We start from the raw sequence: 19980 nt of genomic DNA on the forward strand, positions 1-19980 counted from the left end.
CGATGCGCCGGTTTGCCCTGATCCTTGTCCCTTACCTTTGGCTTTTGGCGCTGTTTCTGGTGCCGTTTGTCATTGTGTTCAAAATCTCTCTTTCGGATCTGGCGATGGCGATTCCGCCATATACGCCGACTTTGGATCTGGCCGAAGGCTGGGCAGGGCTTGTGTCCTTTTTCCGAGAGCTGGATTTTGAGAACTATGTCTGGCTGACCGAGGATGCGCTTTATTGGAAAGCCTATCTGTCGAGCCTGCAGATCGCGGTAATTTCCACGGTGCTGACATTGCTGGTGGGTTATCCGATCGCATACGGTATGGCCCGCGCGCCGGAAGAATGGCGGCCGATGTTGCTGATGCTGGTGATTTTGCCGTTCTGGACCAGTTTTCTGATCCGGGTTTACGCGTGGATGGGCATCCTCGCCAAAGAAGGCGTGCTCAACCAATTCCTGTTATGGACCGGTGTGATTTCCGAACCTCTGGTCATTCTGAACACAAACCTCGCGGTTTATATCGGCATCGTTTACACGTATTTGCCGTTCATGATCCTGCCGATCTATGCGTCGCTTGAACGTATGGACGAAAGCCTGCTGGAAGCGGCCGAAGACCTGGGTTGCTCGCGTTTGTCGGCCTTCTGGCTGGTCACGGCACCGCTGTCAAAACAGGGCGTGATTGCTGGCAGTTTTCTGGTCTTCATCCCGACGATTGGCGAGTTTGTAATCCCATCACTGTTGGGCGGATCGAAAACCCTGATGATCGGCAAGGTTTTGTGGGATGAATTCTTCGCAAACCGCGATTGGCCAGTGGCCAGTGCAGTGGCGGTGATCCTTTTGCTGATCCTGATCGTGCCGATCATCCTGTTCCAGCGCAATCAGCAAAAACAAAGGGAGGCTGAAGGATGAGACGGTTTTCCTGGTTCAACGCCACGTCGCTGACGCTTGGTTTTGCCTTCCTTTACGTGCCGATGATCATTCTGATCGTCTATAGCTTCAACAAGTCCAAACTGGTCACCGTTTGGGCGGGGTTCTCGACGCATTGGTACGGTGAATTGCTGTCCAATCAGTCGATGCTGGATGCGGCGTGGGTGACGGTCAAGGTGGCGGTGATCAGCTCGTCGATTGCGACGGTCTTGGGCACTATGGCGGCTTATGTGATTGTGCGCGCCGGGCGGTTTCACGGGCGCACGCTGTTTTCCGGCATGATCTATGCGCCATTGGTCATGCCCGAAGTCATCACCGGTCTGTCTCTTTTGTTGCTGTTCATTGGGTTGAACGTCGACCGCGGCGTGATGACCATCGTGTTGGCGCACACCACGTTTTCCATGTGCTACGTCTCGGTGGTGGTCAGCTCCCGTTTGGTGAGCTTTGATCAATCTCTGGAAGAGGCGGCATTGGATCTGGGGTGCAGCCCGCTTCAGGCCTTCAGGCTTGTGACTTTGCCGATCATCGCTCCTGCCGTGATCTCCGGCTGGTTGTTGGCCTTTACGCTTTCGCTTGATGATCTGGTGATCGCGTCGTTCACCTCCGGCCCTGCGGCGACAACCTTGCCGATGAAAATCTGGAGTTCGGTGCGGCTCGGGGTCAGCCCCGAAATCAATGCGCTGTCGACAATCATGATCGCTTTGGTGACCGTCGGGGTGATTTCTGCCTCGCTTGTCAACAAACGTCAGGCCGTGCGACAAAAACGCGAAGAGCAGGCCGCCGAACGCCAGTCATGACACGCATTTGCGATTCCTTTGCCTATGGCGATGGGCCGATTTCCGAAAGCTTTTGGGCGGACACGGTGCCCATTGCGCCGCGGCCTTCGCTTGATGGTGCGGCGACGGCAGAGGTTGCGATCATCGGGGCGGGGTTCACCGGCTTGAATGCTGCGTTGCGATTGGCACAGAACGCCGTGCCAGTGGCGGTGTTGGACGCCAAGCAGATCGGTTGGGGTGCGTCTGGTCGCAATGGCGGGTTCTGCTGTTTGGGCGGCGCCATGTTGAGTGAGCCGAAGATGCGAAAAACCTTTGGGCAGGACGCGACGCGCGACTTTCTCATGACCGAACGGGCCGCAGTGGATTTTGTCGATCGGCTTGCCACCGAGGCAAGTTGGGACGTGGACCGCCACAGCCATGGTGAGACCCTATTGGCGCACAAACCCGGGGCGATGGCGGACATCGTTGCCGAGGCTGCCAAGGTCGATTCGCATTTTGGCACGGCATCAACGGTGATCGAGAAAGACGCGTTGCGTGAAAACGGGCTTGGCGGGGAATTTCACGGCGCGGTGACGCTACCGGTCGGGTTCGCCCTCAACCCACGCAAATATGTGTCGGCGCTGGCTGACGCGTGTGAAGAAGCCGGGGCAGAGATCTATGGGGACTCTCCGGTCTCGGCTGTGGTCCATGAGAACGGTCACTGGTGTTTGAGCACACCTCAAGGGCATCTCCGCGCCAAAAAGCTGATCATTGCCACCAACGGGTATTCCAGCGAAACGGTACCGACCTGGATGGCAGGACGATATTTGCCTGCGCAATCCAGCATCATCGTCACGCGGAAACTCTCGCCCGAGGAACTGGCGGCGCAAGGTTGGACATCAGCGCAGATGGCCTATGACAGCCGCGATTTGCTGCATTATTTCCGCCTGATGCCGGATGGGCGGTTTCTGTTTGGCATGCGCGGCGGGATCACCACCACTCAAGGCGTGCATGAACGCATCCGCTACAAGATTCGCGCCCACTTTGATCGATTGTTCCCGGCGTGGCGACAGGTCGAATCGCCGTGGTTTCACACCGGATTTGTCTGCCTGTCCCGCGATATGACGCCTTTTGCAGGCGCCGTGCCGGGGCATGAGGGGCTTTATGCCGCCTTCGCCTTTCACGGCAATGGTGTGGCGATGGGCAGCTACGCAGGTGCGCTTTTGGCTGAGGACATATTGGGCCGCAAGGCTTTGCTGCACCCCGATATTATGCGGCGCACTCCGAGACATTTTCCGCTTGGGCGGTTCCGCCGGTTGTTGATGTATCCGGCCTATGTGGGCTTCGAGCTTTCCGATCTTTGAAGCGCGGCGCGTTCCAGCGCCAGGCCTTTGGCATAATCCGCCCGTCCATTTTGCATTTGCCACAAGCAATACGCCGCCATGCGCCAATGATAAAATGGCGCCAATGCCTGATACCGATGCATGATGTCTGGTGCATCATAGGCGGCAAAAAACTGCGCTTCATCGGCCCCGCTCAAGACTTGCCCGCGATAAAGGTGTTGCATCGCAGGTGACAGGAAAATGGCGATATCTTCGCAGGGATCGCCAACCGCGGGACATTGCCAATCGATCAGGTGCAGGCCGTTGTCGTTGCGAATCAGATTGCCGGGAACAATGTCGCTGTGCAGCAGACACCGCGCGCCGCTGCCACTGGGGCCGTGGGCAGGTTGTACTGTCAAAAGATCGCCGGACGTGTCGCATTTGGAAAGAATGTCCAAAGCCTGCGACGCCAATGCCGCTGCACCGTCGGGCGCAGTCCTTAGACCATCGGGGCAGGGCTGGTCATGCAAAGTTCGCATCAGCCGTGCGACGTCGCTGACGCCGTCCTGCCAAGTCTCTCCGGGGATATGGTCATACAGGTTGCAGACGCCCGCCTCTGTGGTCAATTGAGCGCGAAAGACAGGTGTGTGCCCGGTGTGAGACAGCGCTTGTAACAAAACGGATTCGGCATTGGGGTCGTTTGGAAACAGCGGGTTTAGCGCCGCTCCGCTATAAAGCTTGGCGACAAGATCGCCCGCGGTTGTCTGGCCCAGCCATGCGGCGTTTGTACGTCCGCCAAACAATGGCGTCCACGCAATGTCGCCCGCCAGCGCCAATGCTTCGCGGGTCGCCAAAATGACAGATCTTGGTGGGGAATGAGGAAGAGTGGGCAGCGCGGCGCTCCTTGATCAAAGCGCCGCGAAGCTAGTTTAGGATGCCCGGCTTATCAAGTCGCTGCGTCGTCAGGCTTGCGCAGACCAACAATGTCCGCTGAAAGGTATTTGGCACCGCCAACTCCGATCAGGACCATGCCACCGGTGCTGGCTTGGGCCTCGTTGATCAACGTGTAGGATTCGGCGAGCACTGTATCGAGCTCGTTGCCATCCGCCTTACTGAGCGTTTGGAACACGTAATTGCCTTCTGGGTGAGGATTGCCGCTGTCGTCCAGTCCATCCCAAGTCACGGTCTCTGCAGACGGATCGATCGTGACGCGGTCGATCTCATTTCCGTCAGAGTCTTTGACAATGAGATATGCCTCGTCGGCAAGCTTGTTGGCCATCGGATAGATTTCGACAGGTGTGTCACCGTCGAAATGCGCCAGGCCGGCAACACGGGCCTCCATGCCAATCCAGCTTGCCATGCCTGACGATCCCATTGCAGCCAACTGCTGGCTGACAAGGCTCAGCGTTTCATTGGTCAGAACCTGCTGTTCTACGGCCGAGAATTGCGCGAGTTGCGAGGCAAATTCGGTCGAATCAGTTGGGTTCAGCGGGTCTTGGTGCTGCATTTGAGCAGTCAGCATTTTGAGAAAAGTTTCAAAATCCGAGCTGATCGCGCCCTGCGAAGAGGCCGTTGAGGAGTTTGCTGTCGCCGAAGCGGCCGCCGTTGAAGTTGTTTGAGATGTCACAGAGTCCATGGGAAATCCTAGAGCCTTATGTCCAGACCGCCAGAGCCGGCGGTGGGTGATAGTAGGGGGGTATTCGGGGTGTCTGCAGAGATGGAATGCGCGGTCTCAGAAGATTGAGAGGTTTCCTCGCCGCCAGCGGATCCGGCCCATTGGGGCTGTTCGGAGGATTGCTGACCATTGGTGTCACCTTGTTCAAAGGTGAACGAGACGTCGTCATAACCCATCTCGATAAAGTCTTTCCGCAACAGCTCGATATGTCGGCGCATAAGGTCCGCGGTCGCCGGGTTTTCGGTCGAAATGGTGATGTTCATGACACCGGACACCTCGGTCATTGCCAACCGCAGACGCCCAAGTTCTGGGGGGTCCATTGTCAGCTCGATAATCCCTTTGTCAGAGGTCTTTACCGCCTCTGCCACTTGGCGCATGACGTGTGCGGGATTGTGCGTGGTTTGACTGAATCGCGCCTGTTGCGCCGCGTCCAAACCGGAGGCGACAAGCCGTGTTCCGCTTTCCTCGCGGGCGGCAATAAGCGCCTCGGTTGTGGGCGCAAGCTCGCCCTCTGGCTCGCCGGTCTGCAAGGCGGCGCTGCCCGCGTTCTGAAGCTGCGATTGGACGGCCTCTGCGGATGTCTGAGCCCGCCATTGCAGCGTCGCGGAGGGCGCGGTGGCCACTGGTTCCGAAGCCCGCGTCCGCGTCAATGTCAGCTCGTCGCTCTTTTTGGTCTTAACGTCTTTGTCAGTTGTTTTGGTCGCGTCGGTTTCTGGCACGCCCTGAGCCCGCTGCATCAAATTCGCTTGAACTGCCGCGCCACCTGAGGACGTCGTGCTGCGCACCTGCACCCGCATCGGCTCAAGATCGTCGGCAACTTCAATCTGGGGTCCAGCGGTTGCCGGCACAGATTTTTCGACGTCTTTAAGTATTGGAGTGGCGTCTTTAGGTACTGGAGTGGTGGCAGGTTGCGGCTTCACTTCTACCGGTTCCGCGATTTTTGCGGGTTTGGGTTTAACGTCCGGCCCAGCGCCAGAATTTTCCAAGTCGCGAATCGTTTTGGCAAAGGCAGAGGCCTGTTCAACCGGTGTGCGCACGGCCTCGGCGGCGACCTTTTCCGTCGGAGCTCTGACCGGTTCAGCGGATTTCTCTTTGGTCCCATCCGTTGTTTCAGCCTCGGTCTCGGTTGGAGTTTTCCCAAGCTTCACGGCATCAGAATCATCCGCTTCAGTTGCTGCCGGGTTTTCTCTTTTTTGAACAACTTCAACGGGTTGACGTCCATCGTCGCGACCGCGTTCTTCAAAGACATCCTTGAAGCCCGAACGTTCGTCCGCGCGATCGGAAGCTTTGGGTGTTTGGGTTTTCTGGGGGGCCGATTTGTCCGTAGAGGGCGCGTCGGTCGCAAGGAATGGCAAGTTCAACATGGTGACTCCGGGAGTTCTTCCGCTCACTCCACCTAGTCTGAATTTCCTTACCACTTCTTTACTGGTGCTGAGGCAGAAGGAGAAAACCCGCTGAAAACTGAAGAGAGTTTGAATGTTAACACCCCTCAATCCCAATGTGCCGACTCAGGGGCTGCAAGCCTCCGCGGCCCCCACCAGCACGGTGGAAGACAAGTTGCGCGAAGCCGCAAAAGAGCTTGAGACAACCTTTCTGGCCGAAATGCTCAGTTCCGCCGGTTTGGGGGAGACCAGCGAATCCTTCGGCGGCGGTGCCGGCGAAGATCAGTTTTCAAGTTTCCTGCGCATGGAGCAGGCCCGCGCCATGGTGGATGCAGGTGGCATCGGTCTGGCCGAAGCATTTTTTGACGCCCTGAAGGAGAGAACAGATGTTTCCAAATAAGAAAAAAGATCTGGTTGGTGAAATCGACGCCCTGCTGGATGAAGAACGCGATCTTTTGGCCGCTGGCGGCCTGACTCACCTTTCGGACCTTCTGGACCGCAAAGAGGCCTTGTTTGAACAACTCAAGGATCTAGAGGACGCTTCAGAAGAAGATCTGGCTGCACTGCGAGACAAGTCCGAGCGCAACCAGCCGCTCTTGCAGGCGGCGATGCAAGCTGTGCGCACTGTGGCGGATCGCATGAAAGACCTCTCCCGCGTGCGCAACTCGCTTGAGGCCTACACGAACCAAGGGGAGCGCTATGCCGTTCCGATGACCGCCGGCCGAAAGCTGGAAAAGCGAGCCTGAGCGGTTTGAGTCAAATGCGGTCTATCTCGAATGGATCGCTTAGCACTCCATTAGCATTTAGGGGGCAAAGATCGCCCAGCACCCACAGTAGGTGGCACCGATCCGAAATAAGCCGGACGGTATCTGTCAGAAAGACATTGAGGAGCGTCCCGTCTTCCGAGGCGCACAAACATGACACGACGAAAAATCGTCTTTTAAAGGAATAATGCCATGTCCAGCATTCTGACAAACAACGGCGCAATGGTTGCGCTGCAGACCCTGAAATCCATCAACAATGACCTGGGTGACGTACAGTCGCAGATTTCGACCGGTAAAAAAGTCAACTCTGCATCCGACAACGCCGCCATCTGGGCCGTGTCCAAAGTCATGGAATCGGATCAGTCCTCCTTCAAACAGATCGGTGACCAGCTGTCGCTGGGCGAAGCAACCGTAGCCGTCGCATCCAATGCGTCGGAACAGATGGTTTCGCTGCTGACTGAAATGCAGGATCTGGCCATCCAGGCGTCCGGTGACAACGTTGATCACGCCAAGATTCAAAATGACATCACTGCAAAGCATGCTCAGATTGATTCGATTATTGGTGGCGCGCAGTTTAACGGCGTGAACCTTTTGGCGACCGACGTTGACGGTGCCGGTAGTACCGGTATTGACGTGATCTCCTCGATTGACCGTGTCGGCGCAGCCGCACCGACCGTATCGACAATCGCAGTTGCCGGCGTTGACTTTGAGGGTTCCCTAACAACCGCAAACGCGGGCCTGACCGCCATCACCGATGGTGCGACTGCCCGTACGGCGATCACTGAGATCGAAGCCCTGTTGCAAACTGCCGTTAACGGCGCCGCAGCATTGGGTTCGTCGCAGAGCCGTCTGAGCGACCAAGGTGAATTCGTCTCCAAACTGGCAGACAGCCTGTCCTCGGGTATTGGCGCACTTGTTGACGCGGATATGGAAGAAACGTCCGCACGCTTGCAGGCGCTTCAGGTTCAGCAGCAGCTTGGCGCACAGGCGCTGTCGATTGCCAACCAAGCACCGCAGCAGCTTCTGTCGCTGTTCCGCTAACGCGTTGAGGGTCGGGGCGCAAAATGTGCCCCGACCCACCCCCCTATTCCCATAAAATAACCAGAAGGTAGGGCATAGACGTGAACGCTGCCATTAACGCCAGGAATGCCTACCGCGCGGCGCAAACTTCGACGCGGTCATTCAAAGAAACTGAATACGAATTGTTGGGTCAGATGACCCGTCGCATGATTGCAATAAGCAGAAAGGGCAAACCGGCTTTCGGCGAACTCGCATCTGCTTTGCACGAGAACCGGCTTATGTGGTCGACGTTTAACGTTGATCTGGCCAACAAAGATAACCCCATCCCCCAGGACCTGAAGGATAAGCTTGCCTATCTGTCAGAGTTTACACGGCAGCACACAACCAAAGTGCTTTCCGGAGAGGCGAATGTCGCGCCCCTGGTCGAAATTAACACCGCTGTGATGCGCGGTCTGCGAGGCGGAGTGAAATAATGAGTGGTCTGGTCTTAAAACTGAGCCCCAAAGAACGCGTGCTGGTGAACGGCGCGGTGATTGAAAACGGTGACCGCCGTGGTCGCCTGTCGATCATGACGCCAAACGCGCACATCCTGCGCCTGCGCGACGCGATCCACCCGGAACAGGCCAATACACCTGTCCGCCGCGCGTGTTATTCGCTGCAGCTGGTGTTGTCCGGCGATTCTGAAGCAGAAGACGTCGAGCGCACCCTGCTGCGCCACATCGAAGATCTGAGTCAGGTGTTCACCGACGCAGACAGCCGTAAACAGCTTGCCGTCGCTACCGAAGCCGTCATTGCGGGGCGTCACTATCAGAGCCTCAAGGCTTTGCGGGTTCTGTTGCCTCGAGAGGAGCGCCTTATGGCGGTTGCCAAGTAATGTATCAGCCCATGGTCGTCGGCTCCGGTCTTGCCGCGTGGTCATTGCTCAAACGAACAATGGACACGCAGACCGCAGCGTTTGAAAAATCTGCTGAAATCGTCAATGACGCGGAATACTTCGCGGCCAACATCGGCGATATCAAAACGGCCGAAGACCTTGTGGGCGATTATCGCCTTCTCAAAGTGGCGCTGGGCGCGTTCGGGTTGGAATCCGAGGTGAACAACAAGTTCTTTGTGCAACAGATTCTCGAACAGGGCACGATTGACGACAAGGCCCTGGCCAACAAGCTGGCGGATCCAAAATATGCCGAGTTTTCAAAGGCGTTTGGATTTGGCGACTTTGATGTTCCCAACACGGTGCTCTCCACCTTCGCGGCGGACATCACGGGCAAATACAATGAACGCGCGTTTGAGGCGGCTGTTGGCAATTCGGACGAAAACCTGCGTCTTGCCCTGAACTTTGAACGCGAATTGCCAAAAATCGCCGAGAGCGACAAAAGCGAAAACACGATGTGGTATACGGTCCTTGGATCGGAACCACTGCGCGCGGTTTTTGAAACCGCTCTTGGGCTGCCGAGTTCGTTTGCCACCATCGATATCGACAAACAGGTTGATGAACTGCGCAAACGCACCGCCAGCCTCATGGGGGATGGCGAGGTTGCGCAGTTTGCTGATCCGGAAGCGCTGGAAAAGCTCAATCAGCGGTTCTTGCTGATGTCACAGATTAAGGATTTCGAAGTTCAGAGTTCATCGCAGATTGCGCTGCAGCTGTTGCAATTCTGACGTCAGATCCATTTTCGACCGGTTAAAGCGCGCCCTTTCGGGCGCGTTTTTTGTTCAGCGCTCTTATGTCACCCGCGCTCCGGATCGCCGAAGCACGAGGTTCAACCGGTTGAACGCGTCCTGAATCGACGGGCTGTCCATGCCGCTCATGAAATTGTCGAGCTCCGGCCAGGCCTTGATCGCAACATCCAGAACCGGATCGGATCCTTCGTTATAGAGGCCGGCGCGGATCATGGTGGCGGACTGTTCGTAGGCGCCCAGCAAGCGCCGCACCTCGCCGATCGAGGCATTTTCCGGCGCGCTTGCTGCGGCGGGCAGGCTGCGCGACACGGACCGCAGCAAATCCACCGCAGGAAAACGCCCACGTTCGGCAATCTTGCGATCCAGCACGACGTGCCCGTCCAGAACGCCGCGCAGAATGTCGGCAATCGGTTCTTCCATATCCGAGCCTGCCACAAGCACGCTGAAAATGCCGGTGATGTCGCCCTGACCGTCACGCCCGGGGCCGGCGCGTTCGCAGAGCGACATGATCATGTGGGACGTTGATGGGGGAAACCCCCGCAGCGCCGGCATCTCTCCGCTGGACACGGCCACCTCGCGGTGCGCCTCGGCAAAGCGGGTGATGGAGTCGGCCATATAGACCACATGTCGCCCTTGATCGCGAAAATGCTCGGCGACGCTCATTGCCGCCATGGCGCAGCGGCGGCGTACCAGCGGTGACTGGTCCGATGTGGCGGCCACAACAATAGACCGCGCCAGCCCTTCAGGGCCAAGAACATGCTCTACAAACTCGCGCAATTCGCGGCCGCGTTCGCCGACGAGGGCGATGACCGCAACGTCGGCTTCCATATCTTTGGCAAACTGGCCCATCAACGTGGATTTGCCGACGCCGGATCCGGCAAACAAACCGATCCTTTGTCCGCGAACCAGCGGAAGCACCGTGTTGAAAATCGACATCCCGGTTTCAAGGCGTGCACCCAACCCCCGTCGCTCGGCCGGCGGCGGCGGTGCGTTTTTCAAATTGCGCATCGTGGCACCACGCATCAAAGGCTTGCCATCAAGCGGCCGGCCGTAGGGATCAATGATGCGCCCAACCCAATTGTCAGCAGGCGCAATCCCGATCTGATCACGCAACACCACGCGGTCACCGATTGCCACACCATCAGGCGCAACATCGGGCATCATTGTGACTTCGCTGCCGTGCAGCTGAATGACCTCGCCGGAGATGACATTTCCGTCGTGCAGGTGCACTTCCTGCAAGTCACCGATTCGAGAGATCGTACCAAGCCCTCGGACGCGCAGCAGGTTGCCCTCGACCGCACACACCCGACCTATATCTTTGGTTTTACTAACTCTTTCGAGTTCTGCACTTAAACTTTTAAAGCCGATTTCGCCCATTGGGTTCTCCAATCCAGTCTCCGCAAACACTTTCTAAAGGAATCAGGGTTAAGTCAGGTTTAAGTCACTCAAGGGAGAAACCCTGTTGTTTAAATCACTGGAAATTTTCAAGGCGTCACACGCCATGGCGACGCATGCTGCGACCCGCCAAGCGGTGGTGGCCGAGAACATGGCCAATGCGGATACGCCCAAATATCAAGCGCGCGATATCGCCCCCTTCAAAGAGGTGTATCGATCGCAAGAGGGCAATTCGGCCATGCGCGTGACCCGCGAAGGCCACACCGGCGGTGCGCTCGAAGCACGCTCTGCCTCTCCCTTTGAGTCAAAACTCGAGACCTCTCCCAACGGCAACAGCGTTTCTCTGGAAGAAGAGATGCTGAAATCCGTTGAGGTCAAACGTCAGCACGACCGCGCGCTGGCCATCTACAAACATTCGCTTGGCGTTATCCGCACTTCGCTTGGACGCTAAGCACTTTCGACAAAGGAAACCCAAGAAATGGGTGATTTTTCTTCGGCACTGGACGTGACCACAAGCGGTTTGAGAGCGCAATCTGCGCGGCTGCGGCATACGTCCGAAAACATCGCCAACGCTGACACGCCCGGCTATCGCCGCAAGACAGTCAGCTTTGAGGCTACGATGGCTGACGACAGCGCACGCGTGAAGGTGGGGCCAGTGCGTCTTGACCAAAAAGAGCGCACGCAGATTTATGATCCCGGCCACCCGCTTGCGGACGCAACGGGTCATTATTCCGGATCAAATGTTGATCTGATTGTTGAAATTGCCGACGCCCGCGAGGCGCAGCGCAGTTACGAAGCCAACCTCAAAATGTTCGATCAAACCCGCCAAATGCAGGCCGGGTTGATGGATCTGTTGCGTAAATAAGGAGACGAGATCATGGAAGTCAGCACCGTCCTAGCGGCCCAGAAATACACCGCCTCCAAACCGGCTACAGGCCCTGTCGAAGGTGGCGCAGAAACCTCTCAGAACGCGTTCGCCGGGTTCGCCAAGGAATTTGCGGCCACCCTGCGCGAAGGCGAAACCGTGGCCATGGCCTCGATGACTGGGCAGACAGATTCGCACACGCTTGTGCAGGCCCTAGCGCAAACCGAACTTGCGGTCGAAACCGCGGTGACCGTGCGCGACAAGGTTGTCGAAGCCTACAAAGAAATTCTGAATATGCCGGTCTGATGCTACAGGAAGCCATCTTTTTTGACACCCTTCGTCAGGGGCTGTGGGTTGCGGTGATCATTTCAACGCCGATCCTTGGCGTTGCGCTGGTGTCCGGTGTCACGGTCGGCCTGTTTCAGGCGCTGACGTCGATTCAGGAAATGACGCTGACGTTTGTGCCCAAACTGTTGTGCATCGTGATCGTCTTCTGGGTGTCCATGGGCTTCATGGCGCAGTCTTTGGTGTCCTTTTTTCAGAACCAAATCATTCCAATGATCATCGGAGGGTAAATTGGACAACGCACTTTATACAGGACTGACACGCCAATCCGGTCTCAACCGCGAAATGACGGTGATCGCCAACAACATCGCGAATGCGGCCACCACCGGGTATCGTTCCGAAGGTGTGACCTTCACTGAATTTGTGCACGCCATTCCCGGCAACGAAAGCCTGTCGATGGCCAAGGCAAACGTGCAAACCACTTCGATGGTGCAGGGCGCGATGACGCAAACTGGCGGCACCTTTGATTTCGCGGTCGAAGGCGACGGGTTTTTCATGGTGGAGACCCCGGACGGCGAACGTTTGACCCGAGCAGGTAATTTTACCCCCAATGCCGAGGGTGACCTGGTCAACTTCGACGGGCACCTGGTGCTCGACGCTGGCGGTGCGCCAATCTTCATCCCGCCGGATGCCGCGTCGGTTGATGTCGGCCCTGATGGCACGATCAGCGCCGATGGCCAGTTGTTGGGTCAAATCGGCGTGTTTGAACCTGTGGATCGCAATATGCTGAACCGCGAAACCGGAGTTTTGTTTGAATCTCCTGACGGTTCCGAAGTGGTGGAAGACGCCCGTGTTCTTCAGGGTTTTTTGGAAAACTCAAACGTCAATCCGATCGATCAGATCACTCGAATGATCCAGGTGCAGCGCGCCTATGAAATGGGTCAAAGCTTTATGGACACCGAAGACAAGCGGGTCCGTGAGGCGTTGAAAGCATTTGTGGGCAAGTAAGGGAAACTCATCATGCAAGCTTTAAAAATTGCGGCAACCGGGATGAGCGCCCAGCAATTGCGCGTTCAAACTATTTCCAACAACCTCGCGAACATGTCGACGACAGGCTACAACGCCCGACGCGCCGAGTTCGCCGACCTGCACTATCAACAGGTGTCACGTGCCGGCGCCGTCAGCTCTGCGGACGGGGCGGTTCTGCCTACCGGTGTTCAGGTTGGTCTTGGCGTGCGCGCCGCTGCGATCTCACTGCACCTCGAACAGGGCGCACTGAAAGAAACCGGAGGCGATCTGGACATCGCCATCGAGGGCAACGGCTACTTCGAAGTTGTCTTGCCTGGCGGCGAAGCCGGATACACCCGGGACGGTGGGTTCAAGCGCAGTGGTGACGGGCTTATCGTGACCAATGACGGTTTCCCGGTTGCGCCGGAAATCACTATTCCGGATGACACGCGCAGCATCTCGATCAATGCGGACGGCGAGGTCTACGCCTATTTCGCGGATTCAGTTGAGGCGGAACTGCTGGGCCAGTTCACGCTTGTTGGGTTCTCCAACTCGAAGGGCCTTGAGGCCATCGGAAGCAACCTGTTCCGCGAGACCGAGGCTTCTGGTGTTCCGTTTGTGGCGGATCCTGGAGAGGACGGTTTGGGCACGCTTAATCAAGGGTATTTGGAAAGCAGCTCAGTGGATTCCGTGCGTGAAATCACTGAGTTGATCGAGGCCCAGCGTGGCTATGAAATGAATGCCAAAGTCATCACCGCCGTCGACCAGATGCTTTCGGCCACAACCCAGGTACGGTGATATGAAACGGCTTTTTGTCATCTTGAGTATGATCTTTGGCGCTTCGGCGGCCTCCGCCGACATCATTGTCGCCACGCAGATCATTCGCGCAAACAGCATCATCACGCCAGACGTCATTGGCGTCAAACGTGGCACAGCCCAGGGGGTCTACGACGACCCGGCTCAGGTGTTGGGACAAGAGGCCCGCAAATCTTTGTACCCCGGGCGTCCGATCAAACAGGGCGACTTGGGACCGCCCGCATTGGTGGATCGCAACCAAATCGTGGCCCTGATTTTTGCTGGCAGCGGCCTTCAGATCGCGACCGAGGGGCGCGCCTTGGACCGCGCAGGCGTCGGCGAGCAGCTTCGTGTGATGAACATGGGGTCGCGGTCAACAGTGACGGGAACAGTTATGCCGGACGGAACAGTCCGAGTGTCAAAATAGAAGGTAGAAACCGTGCGATATTTGACAATTTTCTTGATGGGTCTGGCTCTGTTTGTGTCGGCTTGTGGGCGTACTGATCACCTGGGCAAGCCTCCGACGCTGACCCCAGTGCAACAGTCGCCGGAGCAATACGCTATGATGACGCCTCCTCTGCCGGAAACCTCGCGTGTTGCTCGCAACACCGATCAGGCGTCTCTCTGGAGCCGGAATCGGAAATCACTGTTGGGTGATCGTCGCGCAATGCGCCGAGGTGATATTCTGACGGTGGTTGTCGAAATGGATGAGAACGCCTCGATCGATAACCAAACTGAACGCAGCCGGTCAGGTTCTGAAAGCATGTCAGTGCCACAACTTTTCGGCATTCCACAGCGGGTCGATGGTGTGCTGCCGGAAGGTGCATCCATGGCAAACGCGGTGGAGCTTGGATCCTCCAGTTCAAGCAGCGGCGATGGGTCGGTTAAACGTAGCGAAAAGCTTACGTTGCAAGTGGCCGCGACGATCGTCGATGTTTTGCCCAATGGCGTCCTGTCAATTCAGGGATCTCAAGAAGTGCGTGTGAACTTTGAGCTACGTGAACTGTTGGTCTCTGGGTTTGTGCGCCCCGAGGATATCTCGCGCCAGAACTCGATCCCAATTGAAAAAATTGCATCCGCGCGCGTGTCTTACGGTGGCCGTGGTCAAATTACCGACATGCAGCAGCCTAGAATTGGTCAGCAGGTGCTTGATATCGTGTTGCCCTTCTGATCGGAGCCCGGAAAAATGAAAAAACTGCTCCCTGTTATTTTTGCCGTGATCGGCATCGGTGTCGGCCTTGGTGCGGGCATTATGCTGAGGCCTGAGCCCGAAATCTCGGCTGCCACCGAGGTAGATGCTGACGCTCACGCGGAGGCCGAGGCCGGGCTTTCAGAAGTGCCGCCAATTGCTGGTGAAATCAACGAGTCGCTTGACTACATGAAGCTGTCAGATCAGTTCATTGTGCCGGTTGTTAAAGACGGAAAAATGCGGTCATTGGTGCTGGTCAGTCTTGCGCTGGAAACACAGCCGGGCGTTCAAGAGAAAATCATTAATAATGAACCTCGCCTGAGAGGAGCCTTGCTGCAGGTGATGTTTGATTATGCCAATGTCGGGGGCTTTGACGGTGCTTTCACCAATTCCAGCCGATTGATGAAGCTGCGCCGTAACTTCTTTGAAGTTGCACAGTCGATTTTTGGCGACGACATCACGGATGTAATTGTCGTGGAAATTACCCGACAGGATCTGTCCTAGACCACGACAAATACGCAGTGATTGCTGAAACTGCAGCCACCGGGTCTCACTCGGTCGGCTGCTGCCGGCTGTCTACCGGCTTGGCTGTCCGCTGCTCAACTCCAGGTCCAAGATCGAGTTTACCAACCTGGCTTGCCGCTGTGCGCGTTGGGTCTGAATCTGATCGTCCAATAGTCTGTCCATCACGTCCGCCTTGCCAAAATGCGCCTGAAGCTCGCGAAAAGCGGCCTCCTTGCGGACCATCACATTGGCCAGTTGCATGTTCAGAATGCGCCTGCTGCGCGCGATCCAGCGCACCCAGTTTTCGTCCGCTCCGGTGCGTTGCAACGCGCTGTCGCTGGCCATCATTTCGCGGCCCGTGTTTTCCTTGTCCGTCAGCTCGGCCAGCAGGTTGCGCAGGCGAGATTCCTCCAGTTGCACGGATTGCATCGACGTCTGCGCTTTCTGGTAGTTGGCCTGCGTGATGGTCTGCAGGTCTTTCAGATCGTCGCTCATGTCACACGCCCCCGTGCTTTGCGGCGAATTTCGTCCGCAAACCGAATGGCCGCCGCCACCTGACGATAGTTTTCCGGCGGAATTTCCTGACCAATCTCGACAATCGCGTGCAGTGCCCGTGCGGTTGGCGGGTCACTGTGGATCGGCACGGCGCAATCATTGGCTTTTTCCCGAATGCGCGCGGCGATTTCATCCACCCCTTTGGCCACACAAACCGGGGCTTCTGTGGGCAGGCGGCTCCATTTCAACGCCACCGCGTAGTGGGTCGGGTTGACGATGACCACGTCCGCTGTTTCCACATCCGCGATCATCTGTTTGCTGGCGATCTCTTGCCCCTTTTGGCGCCGCTTCTGCTTCATATAAGGGTCGCCTTCAGCCTCTTTGGACTCGTCGGTTAGCTCCTTGCGCGACATCATGTTTTTGCGCATGAATTCAGCGTGTTGATACATGTAGTCGATCGCAGCGATCAGCGCGGCGACGATTGCCACAATTGTCAGAAACTCCACCAGAACGCGACCCAGCATCGCTGGCACCATCGCCGGATCGAGTTGAATAGAATGGGCCATCTCCGGCAGCCGTGCCCGAAGGAAAAAGCCAAGGCAAATTGAGTAGATCACCAGTTTGGCAAAGCTTTTTCCGAACTCAAACAGGCCGGTGCGGCCAAATTTGTTTTTGGCGTTTGAAATCGGGTTCAACCGGCTGGCCTTTGGCTTGAGCTTGGAGGGCGTGAACACCCAAGCGCGTTGCAGCACCAAACTCAGGATCACCGCCACCATCGGGGCAATAAACAAAGGCGCAACAGATCCTGCCATTTGCCACATAACGCCGCTAAAAGGTGCGGATGGACTGCCTTCAAAAAACAGCGGCGCGATGGATTCGGCTTGATCCAGAAGCACCATCAGCGATTCACCGGTGGCGTTAATCGTGGACGCGCCCAAACCGATCATCACCAGCAGCATGCCCATGTAAGCCGCGACCACCGACACATCCTGTGACTTGGCGATCTCACCTTTCTTTCGGGCGTCTTCCAGCTTTTTGGGCGTCGCGTCGTACGTCTTGTCGGTATCGTCGTCCTCCTGACCACTCACAGCATGCCCTCCGCTGGATTGATCATGAACGCCTCAAACAGGTTCCACCAAACCGTGATGATTGTGCCGGCGGTCAGCATCAGGATCGACAGGCCGCCAAAGGTGATCAGGGGCGCACCAATAAAGGCGACCATCAACTGCGGCATGGCGCGGTTGATCACGCCCAGCATGAGGTTGTAGAGGGCAGAAACCAGAATAAACGGCGCGGACAGTTTGAACGCCAGCGCAAAGGCGGATGCAATGTGTGACACGCCCCATTCGGTCAGGATCTCCGCCGCAGGGAATACCCCGGCTGGAAACAGCATATAGGACCCTATGAACATACCCGCGAGATGCACGTGCATGCCCATGGTAAAGGCCAGAGCAATTGCGGACACCATTAGCAGGTGACCGATCGCAGGCATCGGTTCGCCCGCGCCGCCCAACAGTTGGGCCAGCGACGTCGATTGCGCAGCAATGGAGCCTGCCGTCTGCAAGGCCAGAATGAACATGCGCAGGCTTATTCCTATGATCAGCCCGGCACAGGCCTCTGTCAGACAGAACCAGACGGTCGATTCCAAAGTGGGTTCCGGCGCGTCAAAGGCGGGGACGGCGGGGGCCACAATCATGGTAAAGGCAAACGCCACACCCAACTTAATGCGCGGCGGCACGAAATTCTGACCAAAAGCCGGCACCAGAGATACCGCAGTAGACACCCGTACGAACACCAAGAAGCCGTGCCAAAGCGCGGCCTGCCAAGCGGTCAACAGTACGTAGGCCTCTTCGATCACGTGGTCACGACTCCCACTAGGGCCGGCCGTGCGTCGAGGCCAATTTCCTCAAACGACAGGACAGGATTGGCGATTCCTTTGGCGCTTAGCACGGTGCGCAGGAACCTGCGGCGACGGGTTGACGTGACAAGCGCGGCAAAGGTGCCGCTGTTACCGGCTTCGTTCAGACGATCTGCCACCGATTGCGCCAGGGTGTTGAACATGTCGGGCGGCAGGGCCACATCCACGCTGCCGTTGTCCCCATCCACTTGGTAGGTGGAGAACATGTCTTCCCATTCCGGCGCCAGTTGCACCAAGGGGATGGTTCCGTCGTCGCGTTTGAGTTCGGATACAAGCTGAAAGCCCAACCTTTGGCGCACGTGTTCTGAAATCATTTCGGGCGACGCGGTCGAATGACGGGCCTCGGCAATGGCTTCCAAAATCAGCGGCATATTGCGGACAGACACCTGCTCGTCCAGCAGCATCCGTAAAACGCGGTGCAACAGATCAAGAGGCACCTTGTCCGGCACGTATTCGTCCAGCAATTTGCGGTTCGCAGCGGCGCGCATCTCGTCGCTCAGATTGGACATTTCATCCAGAATGCGGCGCAGCGCCTTGAACGTCAGCAGTCGGCCGAAGTTGGTTTTGATGGTTTCCAGCAGATGTGTCGCCATGACTTCGCCAGGGGTGACGATGGTGATGCCGGACAAAGCCATCTTTTCCTGTGCCGCGGTGTCGATCCAACGGGCAGGGGCGCCATACACTGGCTCGGACACATCATCACCGGCTGGCAACGCGGCCGGATTGTTCCCAGCCAGTGCCAGAACGCGTTCGGGCTGCAGTTGCGCACGCACCTGCTCCACGCCCTGCACACGGATCACATAGTATCCGCTTGGCAATGACGGTTCGTCCGTCAGCCGGATTTCCGGCAGGATCAGGCCAAACGTCGACGCCACGTGGGTGCGCATATTGAAAATTCGGGCATCAAGACCAGTGCCGGGATCAAGCACCATATTGATCAGGTCGGTGGAGAACTCGACATGGATGTCGTCAAGATCCAGCACGTCGCCCATCGATTTGTCTTTTGCGACAACTGGCGCGTCCTCTTCTTCGGCTATCTCTTCTTCTTCTTTTTCGATTTTCTTGTATCGGAAGTAGGCCACAGCGCCCAATGCGATACTACCGGCGATAAACGGTATGAACGGCAGGCCCGGCACCAGCGCAAACAAGGCCATCAAAATCGCAACCGTAACGATGGCTGCGGGGTGGGCGCCAAGCTGGTCTGCCAAGGCCGTATCGGTGGAGCCTCTGTTGCCGCCACGCGCCAAGAGCAATGCAGCTGCGATGGAGATGATGACCGCTGGAATCTGCGTGACCAGACCATCGCCGACAGTCAAAATGGCATAGGTTTCAAACGCCTGACCCATCGGCATGCCATGCACGGCGACACCCATCACCAGACCCATGACAAGGTTCATGAGCGTGATCAGCAGACCGGCAACCGCATCACCTTTGACAAATTTCGACGCACCATCCAACGAGCCAAAGAATGTTGTTTCCTGCTGTTCGCGCTCACGGCGCTCTTTGGCTTCGGTGTGGTCAATCGCGCCAGCGGCCATGTCGCTGTCGATGGCCAGCTGTTTGCCGGGCATTCCGTCCAACGCAAAGCGCGCGCCGACTTCGGCCATACGTGTCGCGCCTTTGTTGATCACCATGAAGTTCACGATCAGCAATACGCCGAACACCACGAGGCCCAGAAAAACGCTGCCCCCCATGACAAAATTAGCGAACCCCTGAATCACGTCCCCGGCGGCATCTGTGCCGGTGTGGCCCTGTCCGATGATCAGTTTGGTGGATGACACATTCAGCGAAAGCCGCAGCATCAGGGAGGCCAGCAGTATTGTCGGAAACGCAGAAAAATCGAGCGGACGCTCGATGAACAGGGTCACGGTAAAAATAAGAATCGCCAGCGCAAAAGACGCGGCGAGGCCAACGTCGAGCACAAACGACGGCATCGGCAAAATCATCATGACGATGATCGCCATCAGGGCGAGCGCCAAAAGGATGGTTGGGCTGAACAGGGCCTTCATTGAATTGG

General features: G+C 57.1%; 26 protein-coding genes. 18 read left to right on the forward strand and 8 right to left on the reverse strand.

The window, feature by feature from the left end:
• Positions 1 to 2 precede the first annotated feature (2 nt).
• The 3 genes from PG871_RS02050 to PG871_RS02060 are packed head-to-tail and all read left to right on the forward strand — an operon-like array spanning position 3 to position 3030.
• A complete protein-coding gene (locus PG871_RS02050) occupies positions 3 to 893 on the forward strand; it encodes an ABC transporter permease subunit (protein ID WP_270725472.1) in 891 nt (296 codons plus the stop codon).
• Positions 890 to 1708 carry an ABC transporter permease gene (locus tag PG871_RS02055; RefSeq protein ID WP_270725474.1) on the forward strand — a complete coding sequence of 273 codons (819 nt, stop codon included), beginning with the start codon at positions 890 to 892 and terminating at the stop codon, positions 1706 to 1708. The genes PG871_RS02050 and PG871_RS02055 overlap by 4 nt, the downstream gene beginning before the upstream one ends.
• Positions 1705 to 3030 (forward strand): NAD(P)/FAD-dependent oxidoreductase, encoded by a 1326-nt coding sequence (locus PG871_RS02060; protein WP_270725476.1) that lies wholly within the window; start codon positions 1705 to 1707, stop codon positions 3028 to 3030. Before PG871_RS02055 ends, PG871_RS02060 begins: the two co-directional genes overlap by 4 nt.
• Here PG871_RS02060 and PG871_RS02065 read toward each other — a convergent pair.
• The 3 genes from PG871_RS02065 to PG871_RS02075 form a co-directional block, all read right to left on the reverse strand.
• Positions 3000 to 3842, reverse strand: coding sequence for a phosphotransferase (locus tag PG871_RS02065; protein WP_270725477.1), 843 nt, complete (start codon positions 3840 to 3842; stop codon positions 3000 to 3002). The genes PG871_RS02060 and PG871_RS02065 overlap by 31 nt on opposite strands.
• 92 nt (positions 3843 to 3934) lie before the next feature.
• A complete protein-coding gene (locus tag PG871_RS02070; RefSeq protein WP_270725478.1) occupies positions 3935 to 4624 on the reverse strand; it encodes a flagellar hook capping FlgD N-terminal domain-containing protein in 690 nt (229 codons plus the stop codon).
• A gap of 8 nt (positions 4625 to 4632) precedes the next feature.
• Complete coding sequence (locus PG871_RS02075; protein ID WP_270725479.1) at positions 4633 to 6027, reverse strand: flagellar hook-length control protein FliK; 1395 nt, start codon at positions 6025 to 6027, stop codon at positions 4633 to 4635.
• A 112-nt stretch (positions 6028 to 6139) separates the two neighbouring features.
• Here PG871_RS02075 and PG871_RS02080 point away from each other — a divergent pair, with 112 nt between their 5' ends.
• The 6 genes from PG871_RS02080 to PG871_RS02105 all read left to right on the forward strand — a co-directional run bounded on the left by PG871_RS02080 (position 6140) and on the right by PG871_RS02105 (position 9488).
• A complete protein-coding gene (locus PG871_RS02080) occupies positions 6140 to 6445 on the forward strand; it encodes a rod-binding protein (RefSeq protein WP_270725480.1) in 306 nt (101 codons plus the stop codon).
• Positions 6432 to 6791, forward strand: coding sequence for a flagellar biosynthesis protein FlgN (locus PG871_RS02085; protein ID WP_270725482.1), 360 nt, complete (start codon positions 6432 to 6434; stop codon positions 6789 to 6791). Before PG871_RS02080 ends, PG871_RS02085 begins: the two co-directional genes overlap by 14 nt.
• A 210-nt stretch (positions 6792 to 7001) precedes the next feature.
• Complete coding sequence (locus PG871_RS02090; RefSeq protein WP_270725484.1) at positions 7002 to 7850, forward strand: flagellin N-terminal helical domain-containing protein; 849 nt, start codon at positions 7002 to 7004, stop codon at positions 7848 to 7850.
• Positions 7851 to 7930: 80 nt separating this feature from the next.
• Positions 7931 to 8302 carry a flagellar biosynthesis regulator FlaF gene (gene flaF, locus PG871_RS02095; RefSeq protein ID WP_270725486.1) on the forward strand — a complete coding sequence of 124 codons (372 nt, stop codon included), beginning with the start codon at positions 7931 to 7933 and terminating at the stop codon, positions 8300 to 8302.
• On the forward strand, positions 8302 to 8703 hold the full coding sequence (flbT, locus tag PG871_RS02100; protein WP_270725488.1) for a flagellar biosynthesis repressor FlbT: 402 nt from the start codon (positions 8302 to 8304) through the stop codon (positions 8701 to 8703). Before flaF ends, flbT begins: the two co-directional genes overlap by 1 nt.
• Positions 8703 to 9488 (forward strand): DUF1217 domain-containing protein, encoded by a 786-nt coding sequence (locus PG871_RS02105; protein WP_270725490.1) that lies wholly within the window; start codon positions 8703 to 8705, stop codon positions 9486 to 9488. The genes flbT and PG871_RS02105 overlap by 1 nt, the downstream gene beginning before the upstream one ends.
• Before the next feature lie 63 nt (positions 9489 to 9551).
• Here PG871_RS02105 and PG871_RS02110 read toward each other — a convergent pair whose 3' ends face one another.
• Positions 9552 to 10886 carry a FliI/YscN family ATPase gene (locus tag PG871_RS02110; RefSeq protein ID WP_270725492.1) on the reverse strand — a complete coding sequence of 445 codons (1335 nt, stop codon included), beginning with the start codon at positions 10884 to 10886 and terminating at the stop codon, positions 9552 to 9554.
• Positions 10887 to 10971: 85 nt separating this feature from the next.
• Here PG871_RS02110 and PG871_RS02115 point away from each other — a divergent pair, with 85 nt between their 5' ends.
• Genes PG871_RS02115 through PG871_RS02155 form a run of 9 tightly spaced genes read left to right on the forward strand, consistent with a single transcriptional unit; the run spans position 10972 to position 15550 of the window.
• Positions 10972 to 11355 (forward strand): FlgB family protein, encoded by a 384-nt coding sequence (locus PG871_RS02115; RefSeq protein WP_270725494.1) that lies wholly within the window; start codon positions 10972 to 10974, stop codon positions 11353 to 11355.
• Between the two features lie 27 nt (positions 11356 to 11382).
• Positions 11383 to 11769, forward strand: coding sequence for a flagellar basal body rod protein FlgC (gene flgC, locus PG871_RS02120; RefSeq protein ID WP_270725496.1), 387 nt, complete (start codon positions 11383 to 11385; stop codon positions 11767 to 11769).
• Positions 11770 to 11781: 12 nt separating this feature from the next.
• Entirely contained in the window at positions 11782 to 12075 is a 294-nt protein-coding gene (gene fliE, locus PG871_RS02125; RefSeq protein ID WP_270725498.1) for a flagellar hook-basal body complex protein FliE, read from the forward strand.
• On the forward strand, positions 12075 to 12344 hold the full coding sequence (locus PG871_RS02130) for a flagellar biosynthetic protein FliQ (protein WP_270725500.1): 270 nt from the start codon (positions 12075 to 12077) through the stop codon (positions 12342 to 12344). Before fliE ends, PG871_RS02130 begins: the two co-directional genes overlap by 1 nt.
• A 1-nt stretch (position 12345) precedes the next feature.
• Entirely contained in the window at positions 12346 to 13062 is a 717-nt protein-coding gene (locus tag PG871_RS02135; RefSeq protein ID WP_270725502.1) for a flagellar hook-basal body complex protein, read from the forward strand.
• A 12-nt stretch (positions 13063 to 13074) separates the two neighbouring features.
• Positions 13075 to 13860, forward strand: a complete 786-nt coding sequence (gene flgG / locus PG871_RS02140) for a flagellar basal-body rod protein FlgG (protein WP_270725504.1) — start codon at positions 13075 to 13077, stop codon at positions 13858 to 13860.
• A 1-nt stretch (position 13861) separates the two neighbouring features.
• A complete protein-coding gene (gene flgA / locus PG871_RS02145) occupies positions 13862 to 14284 on the forward strand; it encodes a flagellar basal body P-ring formation chaperone FlgA (RefSeq protein WP_270725506.1) in 423 nt (140 codons plus the stop codon).
• 36 nt (positions 14285 to 14320) lie between these two features.
• Positions 14321 to 15028, forward strand: coding sequence for a flagellar basal body L-ring protein FlgH (flgH, locus tag PG871_RS02150; RefSeq protein ID WP_270725508.1), 708 nt, complete (start codon positions 14321 to 14323; stop codon positions 15026 to 15028).
• Positions 15029 to 15043: 15 nt separating this feature from the next.
• Positions 15044 to 15550, forward strand: a complete 507-nt coding sequence (locus tag PG871_RS02155; protein WP_270725510.1) for a flagellar basal body-associated protein FliL — start codon at positions 15044 to 15046, stop codon at positions 15548 to 15550.
• Between the two features lie 72 nt (positions 15551 to 15622).
• Here PG871_RS02155 and PG871_RS02160 read toward each other — a convergent pair whose 3' ends face one another.
• The 4 genes from PG871_RS02160 to flhA are packed head-to-tail and all read right to left on the reverse strand — an operon-like array spanning position 15623 to position 19972.
• Positions 15623 to 16045, reverse strand: a complete 423-nt coding sequence (locus PG871_RS02160; protein ID WP_270725512.1) for a hypothetical protein — start codon at positions 16043 to 16045, stop codon at positions 15623 to 15625.
• On the reverse strand, positions 16042 to 17133 hold the full coding sequence (locus PG871_RS02165; RefSeq protein ID WP_270725514.1) for an EscU/YscU/HrcU family type III secretion system export apparatus switch protein: 1092 nt from the start codon (positions 17131 to 17133) through the stop codon (positions 16042 to 16044). Before PG871_RS02165 ends, PG871_RS02160 begins: the two co-directional genes overlap by 4 nt.
• Complete coding sequence (locus tag PG871_RS02170) at positions 17130 to 17903, reverse strand: flagellar biosynthetic protein FliR (RefSeq protein WP_270725516.1); 774 nt, start codon at positions 17901 to 17903, stop codon at positions 17130 to 17132. Before PG871_RS02170 ends, PG871_RS02165 begins: the two co-directional genes overlap by 4 nt.
• Positions 17900 to 19972: a flagellar biosynthesis protein FlhA gene (flhA, locus tag PG871_RS02175; protein WP_270725518.1), complete on the reverse strand. Its 2073-nt coding sequence runs from the start codon at positions 19970 to 19972 to the stop codon at positions 17900 to 17902. Before flhA ends, PG871_RS02170 begins: the two co-directional genes overlap by 4 nt.
• Positions 19973 to 19980: the final 8 nt, after the last annotated feature.

The organism is Shimia sp. Alg240-R146, assembly GCF_947331465.1.
GTDB lineage: Bacteria > Pseudomonadota > Alphaproteobacteria > Rhodobacterales > Rhodobacteraceae > Shimia.